The organism is Citrobacter sp. Cb080 (assembly GCF_030334745.1).
GTDB lineage: Bacteria > Pseudomonadota > Gammaproteobacteria > Enterobacterales > Enterobacteriaceae > Citrobacter > Citrobacter braakii.
Genome location: NZ_JAOWDG010000084.1, coordinates 1 through 17335 on the forward strand (window position 1 = coordinate 1; position 17335 = coordinate 17335).

A 17335-nucleotide genomic window follows, 5' to 3' on the forward strand; every position below is an offset into this window, starting at 1 on the left:
AGTGTGCCCGGAGTTCAGGGCGGGCATGGATGCTTAAATGAACCGCGAGTCTGTCTGGAATATTGAACCGGTAACTCACGATGAGAAACCCAACAATCCCACCGGGTGTGACGGTGGAGAACCTGAGCGGCAGTGACCTGCGGCATGCCCGCAGGGTGATGTAACCCGCTGACAACGGGGATTGAGGCGAGATCACTAAGCCGAGATGATCCTCAAGGTTAAGTACTGAAAGGCTGAAGAACATGAACCCGTTAATCCGCCTCTGTGGGTTGAAAACGTCACCACGGCCTACGTGATCTGACAGGCCGTGCAGGAGGAACTGGCAGTGATACGTAAGCACTGCCGGTCGAAGGTGTTTTGACATGTATGCGAAACACCGGGGCAGCAGCGTCTATCACGCTTGCGTTGCTGACTTCTGCCAACTTGCGGCAAGCAAGGATAAAGAGTGCGACGGGCAGCCTCCTCAGTATGCCTGAGTCCAGGCAGGTAAACCGGGGAAGGTCAGCGACGGATGTTAAGGGGGCATGGCTCCGATGACGCGCTGGCTGGCGGAGCTTCCGTAGTAGTCCGCGATGGGGAAAGCCCATTACATGGCGAAGGGAAGCAGTTTGAATGTGTTTGCGACGTGAATTAACTGACCTAACGAGGTGAAGACCTTTGATAATCAGCGAAATGCAACGCAAGCTTGCCACATGGGCAGCCACCGATCCGTCCCTACGGATTCAACGGCTGCTGCGTCTGATAACACAACCAGAATGGCTGGCTGAAGCGGCGCGGATCACGCTTTCATCAAAGGGGGCCCATACCCCCGGCGTTGATGGCGTGAACAAAACAATGCTACAGGCCAGACTGGCTGTTGAGCTGCAAATCCTCAGGGATGAATTACTCTCAGGCCACTACCAGCCCTTGCCCGCCAGACGGGTTTACATCCCTAAAAGCAACGGCAAACTGCGACCACTGGGTATCCCCGCGTTGCGGGATCGTATTGTTCAGCGGGCCATGCTGATGGCGATGGAGCCGATATGGGAGAGTGATTTTCATACGCTCTCATATGGCTTCCGGCCTGAGCGCAGTGTCCACCACGCGATCCGCACGGTGAAATTACAGCTCACAGACTGTGGTGAAACCCGGGGACGCTGGGTGATTGAAGGCGACCTGTCCAGTTACTTCGACACCGTACATCATCGACTGCTGATGAAGGCTGTACGCCGCAGGATCAGTGACGCACGTTTCATGACTCTGCTGTGGAAAACCATCAAGGCGGGACATATCGATGTCGGTCTCTTTCGGGCGGCCAGTGAAGGTGTACCACAGGGCGGTGTTATATCGCCGCTATTATCGAACATCATGCTGAATGAGTTCGATCAATACCTGCATGAGCGCTACCTGAGCGGGAAAGCCAGAAAAGATCGGTGGTACTGGAATAACAGTATCCAACGGGGCCGAAGTACGGCGGTCAGAGAAAACTGGCAGTGGAAACCCGCGGTGGCGTACTGCCGCTATGCCGATGATTTTGTCCTCATCGTCAAAGGCACCAAAGCACAGGCGGAAGCCATCAGGGAGGAGTGTCGGGGTGTGCTCGAAGGCAGTCTGAAACTCAGGCTGAACATGGATAAGACTAAAATCACCCATGTTAATGACGGCTTTATCTTTCTGGGGCACAGGATCATTCGCAAACGCAGTCGTTATGGCGAGATGCGAGTGGTCTCAACGATCCCGCAGGAGAAAGCCAGAAACTTCGCCGCATCGCTGACAGCACTGTTATCAGGCAACTACAGTGAAAGCAAAGTCGATATGGCTGAACAACTCAACCGAAAACTGAAAGGCTGGGCCATGTTCTATCAGTTCGTTGATTTTAAGGCCAAAGTCTTCAGTTATATCGACCGTGTCGTGTTCTGGAAGCTGGCTCACTGGCTGGCCCGCAAATACCGTACAGGTATCGCTTCCCTGATGAGGTGGTGGTGTAAATCACCGAAACCGGGTCAGAGCAAAACGTGGGTTTTATTTGGTAAAACCAATCACGGCAAGCTCAGCGGCGAAATACTGTACCGGTTGGTGGGGCAAGGCAAGAAGCTGTTCCGCTGGCGGCTACCCGAAGGTAATCCCTATCTGAGGACGGAGACCAGAAACACGTATACATCGCGCTTTACAGAAGTGGCAATGGCGTTCGCCAGCATTTAAATGGAGAGCCGGATGCGCTGAAAGGTGCACGTCCGGTTCGGGGAGGAGAGGCAGGGAAATAGTCCGACTACGCCCTGCCTCTTACTCTACTCCGAACCCACGAAGGCTGGCTGTAGCTGGCCGTAGTTGTTGACCTGTTCTCGCGCAAAGTTATCGGCTGGTCAATGCGACCCCGGATGACAAAAGATATTGTTCTGAACGCACTGCTGATGGCTGTATGGCAGCGTAATCCCCAAAAACATGTGCTGGTTCACTCAGACAGTAAGAATGTCGGTGTCAGTTTTCATCATCATGCTTGCTGTTTTCTCAGCCCGGTGAGATCACTGATGCAGTGAAGACTTTCCGGCTCCCTGACTCACACTCTGATCGACCAGAAATGTGTCTTTCCCTGGACCCGTCGGTTGACGGAAAGTACTTCATGCAAGGCTTCTCCTCACCGATGCGCGTGACTCAAGAAGGGCCTGACGGCTTGTCTTATTACTGTCCTGTCCGGGTTATCGTCAGGAGAAATGACGATAAGTTTCAGAGCAGGATTAGATCATGGCGAAAATTAAGTCAGTTCTCACACCGTCTGTCGTGGGTGGAGTTGATACGCACAAGGATCTGCACGTTGCTGCAGTGGTTGATGAAAATAACCGCGTTTTAGGCAGTAAGTTTTTCGCGACAACCCGACAGGGATATCGTCAGATGCTGACATGGATGACATCTTTTGGAACTGTTGCCCGCATCGGCGTTGAATGTACCGGCTCATACGGCGCTGGCTTGCTGCGCTACCTGCAGAATGCCGGGATCACCGTTCTGGAAGTGACTGCTCCGGATAAGATGGAGCGTCGCAGGCGTGGTAAAAGTGACACAATTGATGCTGAAAGTGCCGCTCACGCAGCTTTCTCATTTATACGCACTGTCACACCTAAAACACGAAGCGGGATGATTGAAGCACTTCGCGTTTTGAAAGTTTGCCGAAAAACGGCCGTTGCGGCGCGTCGAATTGCGCTGCAAATGATCCAGATGAATATCGTTTCTGCACCGGACGAACTACGTGATCAAATACGCAGTCTGACCCGGATGCAACTGATTCGCACCCTGGCCGCATGGCGACCGGATGTTACGGCATATCGCAATGTTCAGGATGCTTATCGTATTGCCCTGAAATCGCTGGCTAGGCGATATCTTGAACTGCACGATGAAATAGCAGACCTCGATATTATGATCGCATCAATCGTTGATGAGCTGGCACCTGATCTGATTAAGCGTAACGCAATCGGCTATGAATCGGCTTCGCAGTTGCTGATCACAGCCGGTGATAACCCTCAACGGCTTCAGTCTGAGTCTGGCTTCGCGGCCTTATGCGGAGTCAGCCCCGTTCCCGTCTCATCAGGCAAAACAAATCGCCACAGACTGAACCGTGGTGGCGATCGTGCAGCTAATAGCGCGCTACATATCATCGCTATAGGCAGATTACGCACGGACACGAAAACACAGGAGTATGTAGCGAAAAGAGTCTCAGAGGGACACTCAAAAATGGAAGCACTGCGCTGCCTGAAACGTTACATCGCACGCGAGGTCTTTACACTGCTTCGAAATCAAAATCGGCAGATCAACAGCACTCAAATAACAACTTGACACTTAGAAGGGCGTCCAGGGCAGTCAATACACAAGTCATGAGTGGCAGTCGTTCCTGAAGTCACACGGTCTGGAAGATAGCATGAACCGTCGCGGTAACTGTCATGATAACGCGGTTGCAGAGAGCTTTTTCCAGCCACTGAAACGCGAACGGATAAAGAAAAAGATCTACGGAACGCGTGAAGAAGCCCGTAGCGATATTTTTGATTACATCGAAATGTTTTATAACAGTAAGCGTCGCCATGGTTCAAGCGATCAGATGTCACCGACAGAATACGAAAACCAGTATAATCAACAGCTCGGAAGTGTCTAGATCATCCGTGGCGATTCAATCAAAGCAACAATCAACGCGCACTCTATGATGTAAATCAATTCACTGACACCCTGACGTTTTTGTTACACTTGTATAAAGTCATCTAACCTGAGCAGGAAAAGGACAATGCCAACAAATCGCTTTGCGAAGAAACACTGGAAGATGGTTGTGATACTGCTCGTTATTTGTGCGGCAATGCTGATGCTACGTTGGGCTGCGATGCTCTGGGGTTAAAATACTGGCACACGCTGTTCCGGTTCCGTTGTATTTATCAATTAAATCGAATTCGTCTGAAAATAGCGCGTTATTGATAAGTATTAAAAATAAAACACAGATTTAATATTAAATAATATTTAACGTTAATTGAGAAAAGCCGGGCCAATTATTTGACCCGGCTTGTCATTACATACGATAGCCGAGTGACACAGTAGTACGACGATCGGTATGCTCCGGCGCTGTTGCCGGTGGTTCAGAGTTCCAGGTAACGTTGTAAGCCACCTTTAACCCAAAGTGTTCGTTGATAGCAACGTTCAAGGCCGTTTCAGAATTGAGCGTTGTATCGTCAGCACCAAATACCGACACACCTTGCGTAAACTTAGTATTGTCCGTCATCTGCCACGCATAGGCCCCGGACGCATAGCCCAGCGGCTGTGTTTCGGTGGTGCCATCCGTGTGCTCGTCATAGCGCACACCAGGACCGAATTCAAAACGGAAGCTGTGCACTGGTCCGTTGAGGAACTGACGACCATAACCTGCGGTCAGCACGTCACGCTCGCGATAGCCGTTGTAACGGTCGGTCAGCCAGCTTGCCTGCCCAAAGAGATAATCATAGTCGGTCATGTTGTAACGACTACGGCCACCTACGGCATATTTCTCTGATGAACGCTCATCATTTGAGGAGGTATTGCTGGCATTTCCCCACAAAGACCACGCCGTAGTTTGACCGTACCAGGTCATGGTGGTGTCTGCAGTTAAAGAAGAACTTTTTGTGTTGCCTGACTGGGCGAGATATCCCGCGTTCAGGTTACCTTCAAAGGGTTTTTTCGCGCTGGAAGGGTCATCCATGACAGTAAAAACGGAATCATCGGCGGCAGCCTGCATTGACGCAAGCAGGCCACCCGTCAGCAGTAACGCTGCGGGCACTGTCTTCAAAAGCTTCATTTATTAAGAGTCCGTACAACAAAAAAAGAGACCATAACGGTCTCGGAAACTTTCATATGGATCAATGACAAAAGACCCTTGAAAGGTAACAAATTATAAAAAGACTCGAATAACATAGCAATAAATTCTTATTTCATTTTTTGAATAAGAGCGTTCCTAAACCGTTTTTTTATTTATATATCTTTAACGCGATTATTTTAAATAAAGATATGAAAAATCATGTTGTTAATTACTTCACTTTCGGGGGGTTAAGTGCCAGACTGAGGACAGCCTAACAGGAGGTAAAGATGGTACGTATCTATACGTTAACACTTGCGCCCTCTCTCGATAGCGCAACAATCACGCCGCAAATCTACCCGGAAGGTAAGCTTCGCTGTACCTCGCCGGTTTTTGAACCCGGCGGCGGCGGTATCAACGTCGCTCGCGCAATTGCCCATCTTGGCGGCACCGCTACGGCCATCTTCCCTGCGGGTGGCGCCACCGGAGAGCATCTTGTTGCTTTGCTCGCCGACGAAAATGTTCCCGTATCCACCGTCGAAGCTAAAGACTGGACCCGACAAAATCTCCATGTCCACGTTGAGTCCAGCGGCGAACAGTATCGCTTCGTCATGCCAGGCGCTGCGCTCACCGATGATGAGTTCTACCAACTTCAGGATCAGGTGCTGGAAATTGAGTCTGGCGCACTGCTGGTTATCAGTGGCAGTTTGCCGCCTGGCGTACAGCTTGAGAAGCTGACCCGGCTCATTACCACAGCACAAAAACAAGGGATTCGCTGTATCGTCGATAGTTCTGGCGAAGCGCTGGCAGCAGCATTAACCATCGGCAATATCGAACTGGTCAAACCCAACCTCAAAGAACTGAGCGCGCTGGTGAATCGCGAACTCACGCAGCCCGATGATGTGCGCAACGCCGCACAAGAAATCGTGCAAAGCGGAAAAGCGCATCGCGTAGTAGTCTCGCTTGGACCACAAGGAGCGCTGGGCGTTGATCGTGAAACCTGTGTCCAGGTGGTTCCGCCACCGGTGAAGAGTCAAAGTACCGTAGGTGCGGGCGACAGTATGGTCGGGGCCATGACGCTTAAACTGGCGGAGAGCGCACCTTTTGCAGATATTGTTCGTTACGGTGTCGCCGCAGGTAGCGCCGCCACCCTGAATCACGGTACGCGTCTGTGCGCTTTAGACGATACGCAAAAAATATACGCGTATCTGGCTCAGTAATGACGGCTTCCCCTTGTCTAGATACAAGGGGATTTCCCCGTAAAACTGTCGGCATGGGTGTTATACGTCTATGATAAAAAATCACATGATTACAAAGCAGTGAATCATGTGCGACCAGGCGTCTTCACAACGATGCGAGGTGAAGAAGAACGACACACATTAAGTGCCTTTCCAGCGATGACGCGTCCGTGGTGTGCGTCAGTTCGTGTTTTTTAACCGCATTCTTGCGCTAACCTTATGATCTGGCAGACAACATGGGGAGAGACATCATGTGGCAGGCTATCAGTCGTCTTTTAAGCGAGCAATTAGGTGAAGGCGAAATCGAACTGCGTAACGAACTGCCCGGCGGAGAGATCCACGCCGCATGGCATTTACGCTATGCGGGGCGCGATTTTTTCGTTAAATGCGATGAAAGAGAGCTGTTAACCGGCTTTACGGCGGAAGCCGATCAGCTGGAGCTACTTTCTCGCAGTCAAACCGTATCTGTACCGAAAGTCTGGGCGGTAGGCGCAGACAGAGATTACAGCTTTCTGGTGATGGATTTCCTCCCTCCCCGTCCGCTTGATGCGCACAACGCGTTTATCCTCGGCCAACAGTTGGCGCATTTGCATGAATGGAGCGATCAGCCGCAGTTTGGGCTCGACTTCGATAATGCGCTCTCTACCACGCCGCAGCCCAACACCTGGCAACGTCGCTGGTCAACCTTTTTTGCCGAGCAGCGTATTGGCTGGCAGCTGGAACTCGCCGCTGAAAAAGGCATTGCGTTTGGCAATATCGACGCCATTGTCGAGCATGTTCAGCAGCGTCTCTCTTCCCATCAGCCGCAGCCATCTCTTCTGCATGGTGATTTGTGGTCCGGGAACTGCGCCCTCGGCCCGAACGGCCCGTACATCTTTGACCCTGCCTGCTACTGGGGGGACAGAGAGTGTGACCTGGCAATGCTGCCGTTACATACCGATCAGCCGCCGCAACTCTATGACGGTTATCAGTCTGTTTCTCCGCTACCATTGGATTTTCTCGACAGACAGCCTGTCTACCAGCTCTATACGCTGCTGAACAGGGCTATTCTGTTCGGGGGACAGCATCTGGTCGTGGCGCAGAAAGCGCTGGACCGGTTACTGGCGGCTTAGCAAAGTCGCACGTTGCTTATCTGGCCTGGCGTTTCACAACGCGTCAGGCCTGATAGTGCAGCAGTTACAAAAAACCCAGTAATGAAAAGAAGAAGTAGCCAATCACGATAACGATCACCGGCAAAATATAGAGCGGGAAAATTTGTAAAAAGATCGTATGGTGCGGTACCACAATACGCGACTCAAGTTGCTCGCGTGATAACCCTTCACTGCCCTTTGCCTGTTCCAGAATCAACTGGTCCTCAACGCCCTCGCGTAAATAACGCGCCTGACGGCTCATTCTGGCGCCTGAATCCTGCAACGCCAGACCGATAAAAATCAGAATGAAAATCAGCCAAAAAACGAGATTCAGTCCACTTTGAAAATCGGGCGTCGGCGAGTTATACCAAAACACGTTAAGAAAAGGTGTGTTCACACGCATCATGTCGATCATCACATGAGCAAAATCGAGCATGACCGCGTTAATCCCTTCCTGCTTTTCGCTGTGCGCATACATAAACTTCAGTACTGAAACCAGGGTTGAAATCAGCGCGGGAATGAAAATCACCCATCCCACCAGCCTTTTCAAGATGGCAATGCGTCCAGCTTGTTGATACGTCATGAGTTCCCCTTGATTAAGACGTGTCATTTTGGCCTAAGTTTACCCGTTGATTATCGTTTTCGCCTGATCTTTAAAGGCGGTATACTACTGAATTAGCCATAATGAACGCTCAGAGCCCGTCCAGGCTGGCTCTTAATCCCTTTTATCACCCGTAAAGGAGAGGTTGTGATGTCAACCCCGCGTCAAATTCTTGCTGCAATTTTCGATATGGATGGATTACTGGTCGATTCTGAACCGCTTTGGGATCAGGCCGAACTGGATGTGATAGCAAGTTTAGGCGTTGATATCTCCCGCCGCCATGAACTTCCCGATACACTTGGCTTACGCATCGACATGGTGGTTGATTTGTGGTTTGCACAGCAACCGTGGAACGGTCCCTCACGTCAGGAAGTAACCGAGCGCATCATTACCCGGGCAATTGCGTTAGTTGAAGAAACAAAACCACTGCTGCCGGGCGTGCGTGAGGCCGTGGCATTGTGCAAATCTCAGGGGTTGAAAGTAGGACTGGCATCCGCCTCGCCGCTGCATATGCTGGAAAAAGTGCTAACCATGTTTGATCTGCGCAGCAGCTTCGATGCACTGGCTTCTGCGGAAAAACTGCCCTACAGCAAACCGCATCCGCAGGTTTATCTCGATTGCGCGGCAAAACTGGGCATTGACCCTATAAACTGCGTAGCACTGGAAGACTCGGTGAACGGCATGATTGCTTCGAAAGCCGCCCGTATGCGTTCCATCGTAGTACCTGCGCATGAAAATCAGGACGATCCTCGCTTCGTTCTGGCCGACGTCAAACTGGCCTCGCTCACCGAACTCACTGCCGCTCACCTGCGCGGCTAATCCTGCGACGGGCAATGATCGCATTGCCCGCCTGCCGGACGCTGGGCACGCCTGATGACCTGAAAGGCCCGGTCGTGTTCCTCGCAAGTGCTGCCTCGGACTATATACATGGTTATACGCTAGCCGTGGATGGCAGTTGGCTGGCGCGGTAAAGGCGCACTTGTGACAAAGGGTTACAACGTCACCTCTTCCGCCTACTGTATAAAACCCCTATACTGTATGAATCGACAGTTTATTGGGTTTTATCATGACGGCGGAAGGTCACCTTCTTTTTTCTATTGCCTGTGCGGTATTTGCCAAGAATGCCGAGCTAACGCCCGTTCTTGCGCAGGGTGACTGGTGGCATATTGTTCCTTCAGCCATTTTAACGTGCTTGCTGCCGGATATCGATCATCCCAAATCCCTGCTGGGGCAGCGTCTGAAGTGGATATCAAAGCCCATTGCCCGGGCATTTGGTCATCGCGGATTTACACATAGCCTGCTGGCGGTTTTTGCCCTGCTGGCCACGTTTTACCTGAAAGTCCCTGATACCTGGATAATTCCAGCGGATGCCTTACAAGGTATGGTTCTCGGTTATCTCAGCCACATTCTGGCCGACATGTTGACCCCGGCGGGCGTCCCCCTGCTTTGGCCCTGCCGCTGGCGTTTTCGTCTGCCTATCCTCGTGCCGCAAAAAGGCAACCAACTGGAGCGGTTTCTGTGCATGGCGCTGTTCGCGTGGGCAATCTGGATGCCGCAGACCGTACAAGAGAACAGTGCGGTGCGCTGGTCATCACAAATGATAAATACGCTGCAAATGCAGTTTAATCGTTTTATAACGCACCAGGTTGACTAATAAATCAGCCAAAAAGTTATTTTTGGCATAAACAATTCCATTTGAATATAAGAGGCAAGTCACAGTTCTGCTAATCTTGCGCCAACAGAATCACCGTCACACGGTGATACGCATAATAAGATCAGGAGAACGGGGATGAACTATCCATTAATCGCGAACATTATCGTGTTCGTAGTGCTGCTGTTCGTGCTGGCGCAAGCCCGTCACAAGCAGTGGAGTCTGGCAAAAAAAGTACTGGTCGGTCTGGTCATGGGTGTGGTGTTTGGCCTCGCCCTGCACACCATTTATGGTTCCGACAGCCAGGTTCTTAAAGATTCCGTACAGTGGTTCAACATTGTCGGCAACGGTTACGTCCAACTGCTGCAGATGATTGTCATGCCGCTGGTGTTTGCATCTATTCTCAGCGCCGTTGCGCGTCTGCACAACGCCTCTCAGTTAGGTAAAATCAGCTTCCTGACCATCGGTACACTGCTGTTTACTACGCTGATTGCCGCGCTGGTAGGGGTTCTGGTGACCAACCTGTTCGGCCTGACCGCAGAAGGTCTGGTGCAAGGTGGGGCCGAAACCGCTCGTCTGAACGCGATTGAAACCAACTATGTTGGCAAAGTAGCTGACCTCAGCGTTCCACAGCTGGTGTTGTCGTTTATCCCGAAAAACCCGTTTGCCGATCTGACCGGAGCTAACCCGACGTCGATTATCAGCGTGGTTATCTTCGCTGCATTCCTCGGTGTTGCCGCACTGAAGCTGCTGAAAGATGATGCGTCGAAAGGCGAGCGCGTGCTGGTCGCTATCGATACCCTGCAAAGCTGGGTGATGAAGCTGGTTCGTTTGGTGATGCAGTTGACACCATACGGTGTTCTGGCGCTGATGACCAAAGTGGTTGCGGGCTCCAATCTGCAGGACATCATCAAGCTGGGTAGCTTCGTCGTGGCCTCTTATCTCGGTCTGGGCATTATGTTCGTGGTACACGGGATCCTGTTGGGTGTTAACGGCGTTAGCCCGCTGAAATACTTCCGCAAGGTGTGGCCGGTGCTGACTTTCGCCTTCACCAGCCGTTCCAGCGCAGCCTCAATTCCTCTGAACGTTGAAGCGCAAACCCGTCGTCTGGGCGTGCCTGAATCCATCGCCTCTTTTGCCGCCTCCTTTGGCGCCACCATTGGCCAGAACGGTTGTGCAGGGCTGTACCCGGCAATGCTGGCAGTAATGGTCGCCCCGACCGTCGGGATCAACCCGCTGGACCCGATGTGGATTGCCACGCTGGTCGGTATCGTCACCGTCAGTTCCGCAGGGGTTGCGGGTGTGGGTGGCGGTGCAACGTTTGCCGCGCTGATCGTCCTGCCAGCTATGGGTCTGCCGGTCACGCTGGTTGCGCTGCTGATTTCCGTTGAGCCGCTGATCGATATGGGTCGTACCGCGCTGAACGTAAGCGGTTCTATGACAGCCGGTACGCTGACCAGCCAATGGCTGAAACAGACCGATAAAACAATTCTGGACAGCGACGATAACGCCGAACTGGCGCATCGCTAAGTCTGTTCGACTGAAAAACAAAAAAACCGCCGGAGTGTCATGCTCCGGCGGTTTTTTTATATCCATTAATCGCTCAGTTCATTTTCCTGGCGAACCTGATTAGCCCAGCGTTGCGCTGATTCCGGGACCGTAAATGCAGGTGAACGCTGAAACGCCTCCCCTATTAAGACAAAAGCGACATATTTTCCGCGCAGTATCCATACGTCACGAAACGCATCCATTTTAACTGCATGCTCTGGTGGGGCTGGCTCCACGCGAGGAACATAGCTAATTACCGGACGATTTTGTTGGCGAAGAGGTTTCATAATCAGTTGCTTCACTAAAGACTAATTCTAAAAATCAGAAAACGGCTATCTTAGCCGATTTTGCCTCCTGACGTCCTGCCTTGCGTGCGCTGTTTGCCTGGTTCATCGCGCTTTACGCCCTCGGTCAGTTCCTGCACCACTGAGCAAGTGGTCTATAGTTAAAGCTTTTGACGGCAACAACGACCTTTAAGCGATGAAAACAGGAGACGAGTTTAATGTCACAGAATGATAAGCACCCACTCCATCACTCAGCGCCGGTTCATGATGCCAGCGAATCCCAGCCAGGACTTGACTCACTGGCGCCAGCAGACGGTTCACATCGGCCAACACCTGAACCCACACCACCTGGCATGCAGCCCACTACGTCCGGCAGCTTAAAAGCGCCTGACACCAAAAGTGACAAACTCAACGCGCTGGAAAGTTTTCGCAAAGGCAGCGAAGATTTTGCTCTGACAACCAATCAGGGAGTGCGCATCGCGGACGATCAGAACTCTCTGCGCGCAGGAAACCGTGGGCCAACTCTGCTGGAAGACTTTATCCTGCGGGAAAAAATCACCCATTTTGATCACGAACGCATCCCGGAGCGGATCGTACATGCCCGAGGTTCGGCCGCTCATGGTTACTTTCAGCCCTATGCCAGCCTCAGCGCGACGACGAAAGCGGACTTTCTGAGTGATGAAAATAAAATCACCCCGGTTTTTGTCCGTTTCTCTACGGTTCAGGGCGGCGCAGGCTCAGCGGATACGGTCAGAGATATTCGAGGATTTGCGACCAAATTTTATACTGAAGAGGGCATTTTCGATCTGGTGGGAAACAACACGCCAGTCTTCTTCATTCAGGATGCCCATAAATTCCCGGATTTCGTCCATGCGGTAAAACCGGAGCCGCATTGGGCTATCCCACAGGGTCAAAGCGCCCACGATACCTTTTGGGATTATGTCTCGTTACAGCCAGAAACGTTGCACAACGTTATATGGGCGATGTCTGACCGGGGTATTCCACGCAGCTATCGCACGATGGAAGGCTTTGGCATTCACACGTTCCGGTTGATAAATGCGCAAGGGAAAGCCACCTTTGTCCGTTTTCACTGGAAACCGCTGGCGGGCAAAGCTTCGCTGGTATGGGATGAAGCGCAAAAACTTACCGGTCGTGATCCCGATTTTCATCGCCGCGATCTGTGGGAAGCTATTGAAGCAGGCGATTATCCGGAATACGAACTGGGGCTGCAGCTCATTCCTGAAGAAGACGAATTCAAGTTCGATTTTGACCTGCTCGACCCGACCAAGCTGATCCCAGAAGAGCTGGTTCCGGTGCAACGCGTCGGTAAAATGGTGCTGAATCGTAATCCGGATAATTTCTTCGCCGAAAATGAACAAGTCGCTTTTCATCCCGGACACATCGTCCCTGGTATCGATTTTACCAACGATCCCTTGCTGCAAGGCCGCTTGTTTTCGTATACCGATACCCAAATCAGCCGCCTGGGCGGGCCCAACTTCCATGAAATCCCGATTAATCGCCCGACCTGCCCGTACCATAACTTCCAGCGTGACGGTATGCATCGTATGGACATCGATACCAACCCGGCCAACTATGAACCTAATTCCATCAATGATAACTGGCCGCGTGAAACGCCGCCGGGGCCAAAACGCGGTGGATTTGAATCGTATCAGGAACGGATTGAAGGAAACAAAATCCGCGAACGTAGCCCCTCTTTTGGCGAATACTATGCGCACCCTCGCCTGTTCTGGCTAAGTCAGACGCCAATTGAACAGCAGCATATTATCGGCGGATTCAGCTTCGAACTCAGCAAAGTTACGCGCCCCTATATTCGGGAAAGAGTGGTCGAACAGTTAGCCCATATTGATACAGCCCTCGCCGAGGCGGTTGCCGATAATCTCGGTTTTGAGCTAACCGAGGAACAGGCCAAAATCGCCCTACCGGCCAACGTGAATGGTTTGAAAAGTGCGCCGTCACTCAGTTTATATGCGGGTGCGCAAGGTGAGATTAAGGGCCGCGTGGTCGCCATTCTACTTAATGATCAGGTGAAATCGGGCGACCTGCTTGCCATCATGCAAGCCTTACAGGCCAAAGGCGTTCACGCCAAACTGCTCTATTCCCGAATGGGTAATGTGGTTGCCGATGATGGTTCCGTCCTGACAATCGCCGGTACCTTTGCGGGTTCACCATCGCTGACCGTCGATGCGGTTATCGTTCCGTGTGGCAATATCGCAGATATCTCTATGAACGGTGATGCCCGATATTACTTACTCGAAGCGTATAAGCACTTAAAACCTATCGCACTGGCTGGCGATGCGCGTCAGTTTAAAGCAACGTTGGATATCAAAACTGAAGGAGAAGAAGGCGTGGTGGAGGCAGACAGTGCAGACGCACAGTTTATGGATACCCTGCTGACGCTAATGACTGCGCACCGCGTCTGGTCACGCGCCGGAAAAATCGACACGATCCCTGCCTAAAAAAATGCGGCGCATTATGCGCCGCAAACTCAGGAGTTAGACGTTCAGAAAACTGCCAAGACGATAACCGCGCTCCGCAATAGCATATTTCAGTGACGGAGACGTCAGCACGTCGAGCTCAGTTAAGCGGGGGTAACAGTAGGCACTTTGACGAATAATGTCATCGATAAAGGCCGGATGACACATCACTTCCAGCGAGGACTCTCCCCGGTCTGCTGACGCGTCAAGCGTTTGCAAAAACAGGGCTTCAGAAATCGCTTCGCCATAAAACTCGCTGCTGAATCCCTGGGAAGTCCGTAACGTCTGCGGAAAGTCAGACGCCTGGAATACCGTCTGACGATCGATCCGTAACGCAATCCCCCGTTGGGCAGCAAACCCGGCCACGATAGGGAAAATCTGCGGGAACATATGCACATGGTGATGGCTATCCAGATGCGTTGGCTCCCGCCCGAACAGGTCAATAAAACGCTGATACTGCGCGGCCAGTTCCTGAGAAATTTCATCCAACGGCAAGGTGTCTTCTTCAGCCATCTGCCAGATCCATTTTCCCAGTAACCCGTCACGAGTAAGGCCTGGCATTGCCGTCAACGGCCTGCCCAGCGTCAGAACAAAATGCATCCCAACGGCAAGTTCAGGTATGTCGCGACTCAGCTGTACCGCATGGTCAATGGCTGCGCCATTAACCAGTGCAGTTGTCGAGGTGACCACGCCATTGCGACAGGCTTCAACAATGCCGTAGTTTTGTCCTTTACTCAGGCCAAAATCATCCGCATTTACAATCAGTACGCGTTCCATAGCCGACCTCAGTTAGTGTTGTTCGCTTTTGAGTTTCTCGATACACCCGGCGAAGTTTGGCAGCCATTTTTCATGCGCCAGAATCAGCTCACGCGCCAGAATCTCGGCATCGCTGTCAGAATGCACCAGCGGACTCAGGTTCAACGCCAGCAGCACATCATTCAGCTCGCCGCTCAGTGCCGCATTGCTCGCCGCGACTTCAAAGCCTTTAATGGTATAGATAAGGCCGAGCACTTTCTCATCAAAATGGGTAATACGTGGGTGCGGCGTGGCGCCGTTGCGTCCCAGTGTACAGGTCATCTCAACCGCCCAGTCCGCCGGGATATTGTCAACATGCCCATGGTGCGGAACGTTGACATAGTGCTCGGTCTGTTTGTCGTTGTAGATGGCGTTGATCACTTCACAGGCCGCATCGGAGTAATAGGCTCCACCACGCTGTTCAAGCTCTTTCGGTTTCACGTTCAAATCCGGGTTTTTGTAGAGATCAAACAGTTGTTTCTCCACTTTCTGTACCACCTGAGCGCGAGCGCCGCCCTTATAGTATTCACCCATTTCAATCGCCAGCATCTCTTTTGGCTTGAAGTAATAGAGCAAATATGAGCACGGCAGCAGCTTCAGCGAGCGAATCAACCCTTCACTGAACGGCAGGTCGAAGATGTTCTTCACGGTGGAGGCTTTCAGTTGACCTGAAGCCACGCCATCCAACAGTTCATCAAAGCGTGATTTACCATTCACCAGTACGTCTTTAATAAAGACCATATGGTTCAGACCGAACAGATCGATGGATAAGTCATCGCTCTCTTTCAGCGCCAGCACATCGCTAATGAACATTTTCATGCCGACAGGAATATTACATACACCGATGAATTTCTTAAAATTCGTATGGCGATAGACCGCTTCCGTCACCATCCCGGCCGGGTTAGTAAAGTTAATCACCCACGCATTCGGGCACAGTTCTTCCACATCTTTGACAATATCAAAGATAACCGGAATAGTACGCAGACCTTTGAACAGCCCACCAGCGCCGTTGGTTTCCTGCCCCAGATACCCGTGGCTCAGCGGAATGCGTTCATCCTTTTCGCGAGCTTTCAGTTGCCCTACGCGCAGTTGGGTGGTAACGAAATCAGCATCTTTCAGCGCTTCACGGCGGTCCAGCGTTTTAAACAACTTCATCGGCACGCCAGCTTTATCGATCATGCGCTGGCAAAGGTCAAAAATAATGTCCAGCTTCTCTTTTCCATCGTCGACATCAACCAGCCACAATTCAGAAACCGGTAATTCATGATAGCGCTTAATAAAGCCTTCAAGTAACTCAGGGGTGTAGCTGCTCCCGCCACCGATAGTGACGACTTTTAATTTCTGGCTCATACTTTCTCCCTTCAGTGTCAAAACACTGACGTGTATTATGCTCAACCCGTTTGTCAGGTATAGCGTGGCTGTCCCGACGCTATTTTGGGCAAGCTATAAAAAATGGGTTATTGGCAAATAATATCTACTGATTAAATTCAGTTAATTTCTTACGATAGCTATTAGGTGTAAATGACGTCAGCTTTTTAAACGTTTTAATAAACAGACTTGGACTACTGTAGCCAGATTCGTAAGCAATATCCGTTACAGAATAGTTAGTCATTTCCAGCTGTTTTTTAGCAAAGTTAATGCGGATTTCATTAATGATCTGCATCGGCGTTTTGCTGTAATAACGCTGGGTTGCGCGGGTCAGATACTCCTGGGATTTCGCGGACAGGTGTACCATGTTTTCCAGCGCATTCTCGCTAAACTGCCGTTTGTCATGCATGGTCTCCACGGTGGTTTTAAGCCACTGCGGAATATCATCCAGCACCTGCTCTTCGCGATGATGGCGCAACCGGTTAATAATATAGAAGGTGACCACTTCTACAAATTCATCCAGTCCGCTCTCGCGAAAGTTTAGTGATGCAATAACCGTTTCAATGTAGGTGAGAAACGAATTATTCGCCCGATAGACCTGCGATGCAACGAAACAAAATGGCAGCAGCGGGTGGTAGTGCTGTTCAAAAAAGCGTTTACTGATACCGACGTTCAGGATCCTTGTCGCCCCAAAATCATAAAAACTCTGGTGGTGCGATCCCAATGGAATAAAAACAAAGTCCCCGCGTTCGAGCAATACGCGTTTACCGTTGATTTCCTGATAATAGCGCCCGGTTAAAACCAGGGTAAATTCGTAGTAGTCATGTTGATGCAGCCCGCTGATGCTCTCAGTTTTGTTATAGATGAACACATGGAAATTTTTGCCATTAAACAGCTGCTGCTCATAGACGGTTTTGATTTCCGGTGCGTTAATCTGTAGCTGCATTATG

General features: G+C 51.2%; 15 protein-coding genes and 3 pseudogenes. 12 read left to right on the plus strand and 6 right to left on the minus strand.

Annotated elements, in window-relative coordinates:
* Positions 1 to 672: 672 nt before the first annotated feature.
* From ltrA to yniD, 5 genes and pseudogenes are all read left to right on the plus strand, one after another.
* On the plus strand, positions 673 to 2181 hold the full coding sequence (gene ltrA / locus OGV38_RS23185) for a group II intron reverse transcriptase/maturase (protein ID WP_001189111.1): 1509 nt from the start codon (positions 673 to 675) through the stop codon (positions 2179 to 2181).
* An 80-nt stretch (positions 2182 to 2261) separates the two neighbouring features.
* Positions 2262 to 2441 (plus strand): annotated as a pseudogene (locus OGV38_RS23190) (DDE-type integrase/transposase/recombinase); the annotation flags it as partial.
* Positions 2442 to 2721: 280 nt separating this feature from the next.
* Positions 2722 to 3804, plus strand: a complete 1083-nt coding sequence (locus OGV38_RS23195) for an IS110 family RNA-guided transposase (protein ID WP_069219573.1) — start codon at positions 2722 to 2724, stop codon at positions 3802 to 3804.
* A gap of 16 nt (positions 3805 to 3820) precedes the next feature.
* Positions 3821 to 4117 (plus strand): annotated as a pseudogene (locus OGV38_RS23200) (IS3 family transposase); the annotation flags it as partial.
* Between the two features lie 126 nt (positions 4118 to 4243).
* A complete protein-coding gene (gene yniD, locus OGV38_RS23205; RefSeq protein WP_109017548.1) occupies positions 4244 to 4351 on the plus strand; it encodes a small membrane protein YniD in 108 nt (35 codons plus the stop codon).
* A gap of 168 nt (positions 4352 to 4519) precedes the next feature.
* On the opposite strand, the gene OGV38_RS23210 is transcribed toward yniD, so the two are convergent.
* On the minus strand, positions 4520 to 5278 hold the full coding sequence (locus tag OGV38_RS23210) for a DUF481 domain-containing protein (RefSeq protein WP_016152863.1): 759 nt from the start codon (positions 5276 to 5278) through the stop codon (positions 4520 to 4522).
* A gap of 287 nt (positions 5279 to 5565) precedes the next feature.
* Here OGV38_RS23210 and pfkB point away from each other — a divergent pair, with 287 nt between their 5' ends.
* Positions 5566 to 6495 (plus strand): 6-phosphofructokinase II, encoded by a 930-nt coding sequence (gene pfkB, locus OGV38_RS23215; RefSeq protein ID WP_269517311.1) that lies wholly within the window; start codon positions 5566 to 5568, stop codon positions 6493 to 6495.
* A gap of 269 nt (positions 6496 to 6764) precedes the next feature.
* A complete protein-coding gene (locus tag OGV38_RS23220; RefSeq protein ID WP_016152861.1) occupies positions 6765 to 7625 on the plus strand; it encodes a fructosamine kinase family protein in 861 nt (286 codons plus the stop codon).
* Between the two features lie 64 nt (positions 7626 to 7689).
* On the opposite strand, the gene OGV38_RS23225 is transcribed toward OGV38_RS23220, so the two are convergent.
* Positions 7690 to 8226 (minus strand): YniB family protein, encoded by a 537-nt coding sequence (locus tag OGV38_RS23225; RefSeq protein WP_019076635.1) that lies wholly within the window; start codon positions 8224 to 8226, stop codon positions 7690 to 7692.
* 168 nt (positions 8227 to 8394) lie between these two features.
* Here OGV38_RS23225 and hxpB point away from each other — a divergent pair, with 168 nt between their 5' ends.
* The 4 genes and pseudogenes from hxpB to tcyP all read left to right on the plus strand — a co-directional run bounded on the left by hxpB (position 8395) and on the right by tcyP (position 11425).
* Entirely contained in the window at positions 8395 to 9063 is a 669-nt protein-coding gene (gene hxpB / locus OGV38_RS23230; protein ID WP_016156335.1) for a hexitol phosphatase HxpB, read from the plus strand.
* A 30-nt stretch (positions 9064 to 9093) separates the two neighbouring features.
* A pseudogene (locus OGV38_RS23235) lies at positions 9094 to 9215 on the plus strand (2-deoxy-D-gluconate 3-dehydrogenase); the annotation flags it as partial.
* 83 nt (positions 9216 to 9298) lie between these two features.
* Positions 9299 to 9898: a metal-dependent hydrolase gene (locus OGV38_RS23240; RefSeq protein ID WP_087050648.1), complete on the plus strand. Its 600-nt coding sequence runs from the start codon at positions 9299 to 9301 to the stop codon at positions 9896 to 9898.
* Between the two features lie 135 nt (positions 9899 to 10033).
* Positions 10034 to 11425, plus strand: a complete 1392-nt coding sequence (tcyP, locus tag OGV38_RS23245; RefSeq protein WP_137379886.1) for a cystine/sulfocysteine:cation symporter — start codon at positions 10034 to 10036, stop codon at positions 11423 to 11425.
* 65 nt (positions 11426 to 11490) lie between these two features.
* Here the strand turns inward: tcyP and cedA are convergent, their stop codons facing one another.
* Complete coding sequence (cedA, locus tag OGV38_RS23250; protein WP_369707928.1) at positions 11491 to 11736, minus strand: cell division activator CedA; 246 nt, start codon at positions 11734 to 11736, stop codon at positions 11491 to 11493.
* A gap of 209 nt (positions 11737 to 11945) precedes the next feature.
* Between cedA and katE the strand changes: the two genes are divergently transcribed.
* On the plus strand, positions 11946 to 14204 hold the full coding sequence (gene katE, locus OGV38_RS23255; RefSeq protein WP_137352116.1) for a catalase HPII: 2259 nt from the start codon (positions 11946 to 11948) through the stop codon (positions 14202 to 14204).
* Positions 14205 to 14240: 36 nt separating this feature from the next.
* On the opposite strand, the gene chbG is transcribed toward katE, so the two are convergent.
* The 3 genes from chbG to chbR all read right to left on the minus strand — a co-directional run bounded on the left by chbG (position 14241) and on the right by chbR (position 17334).
* Entirely contained in the window at positions 14241 to 14999 is a 759-nt protein-coding gene (gene chbG, locus OGV38_RS23260) for a chitin disaccharide deacetylase (protein ID WP_019076632.1), read from the minus strand.
* Positions 15000 to 15011: 12 nt separating this feature from the next.
* Positions 15012 to 16367, minus strand: a complete 1356-nt coding sequence (locus OGV38_RS23265) for a 6-phospho-beta-glucosidase (RefSeq protein ID WP_016152854.1) — start codon at positions 16365 to 16367, stop codon at positions 15012 to 15014.
* 124 nt (positions 16368 to 16491) lie between these two features.
* Positions 16492 to 17334 (minus strand): transcriptional regulator ChbR, encoded by an 843-nt coding sequence (chbR, locus tag OGV38_RS23270; RefSeq protein ID WP_085951046.1) that lies wholly within the window; start codon positions 17332 to 17334, stop codon positions 16492 to 16494.
* Position 17335 lies beyond the last annotated feature (1 nt).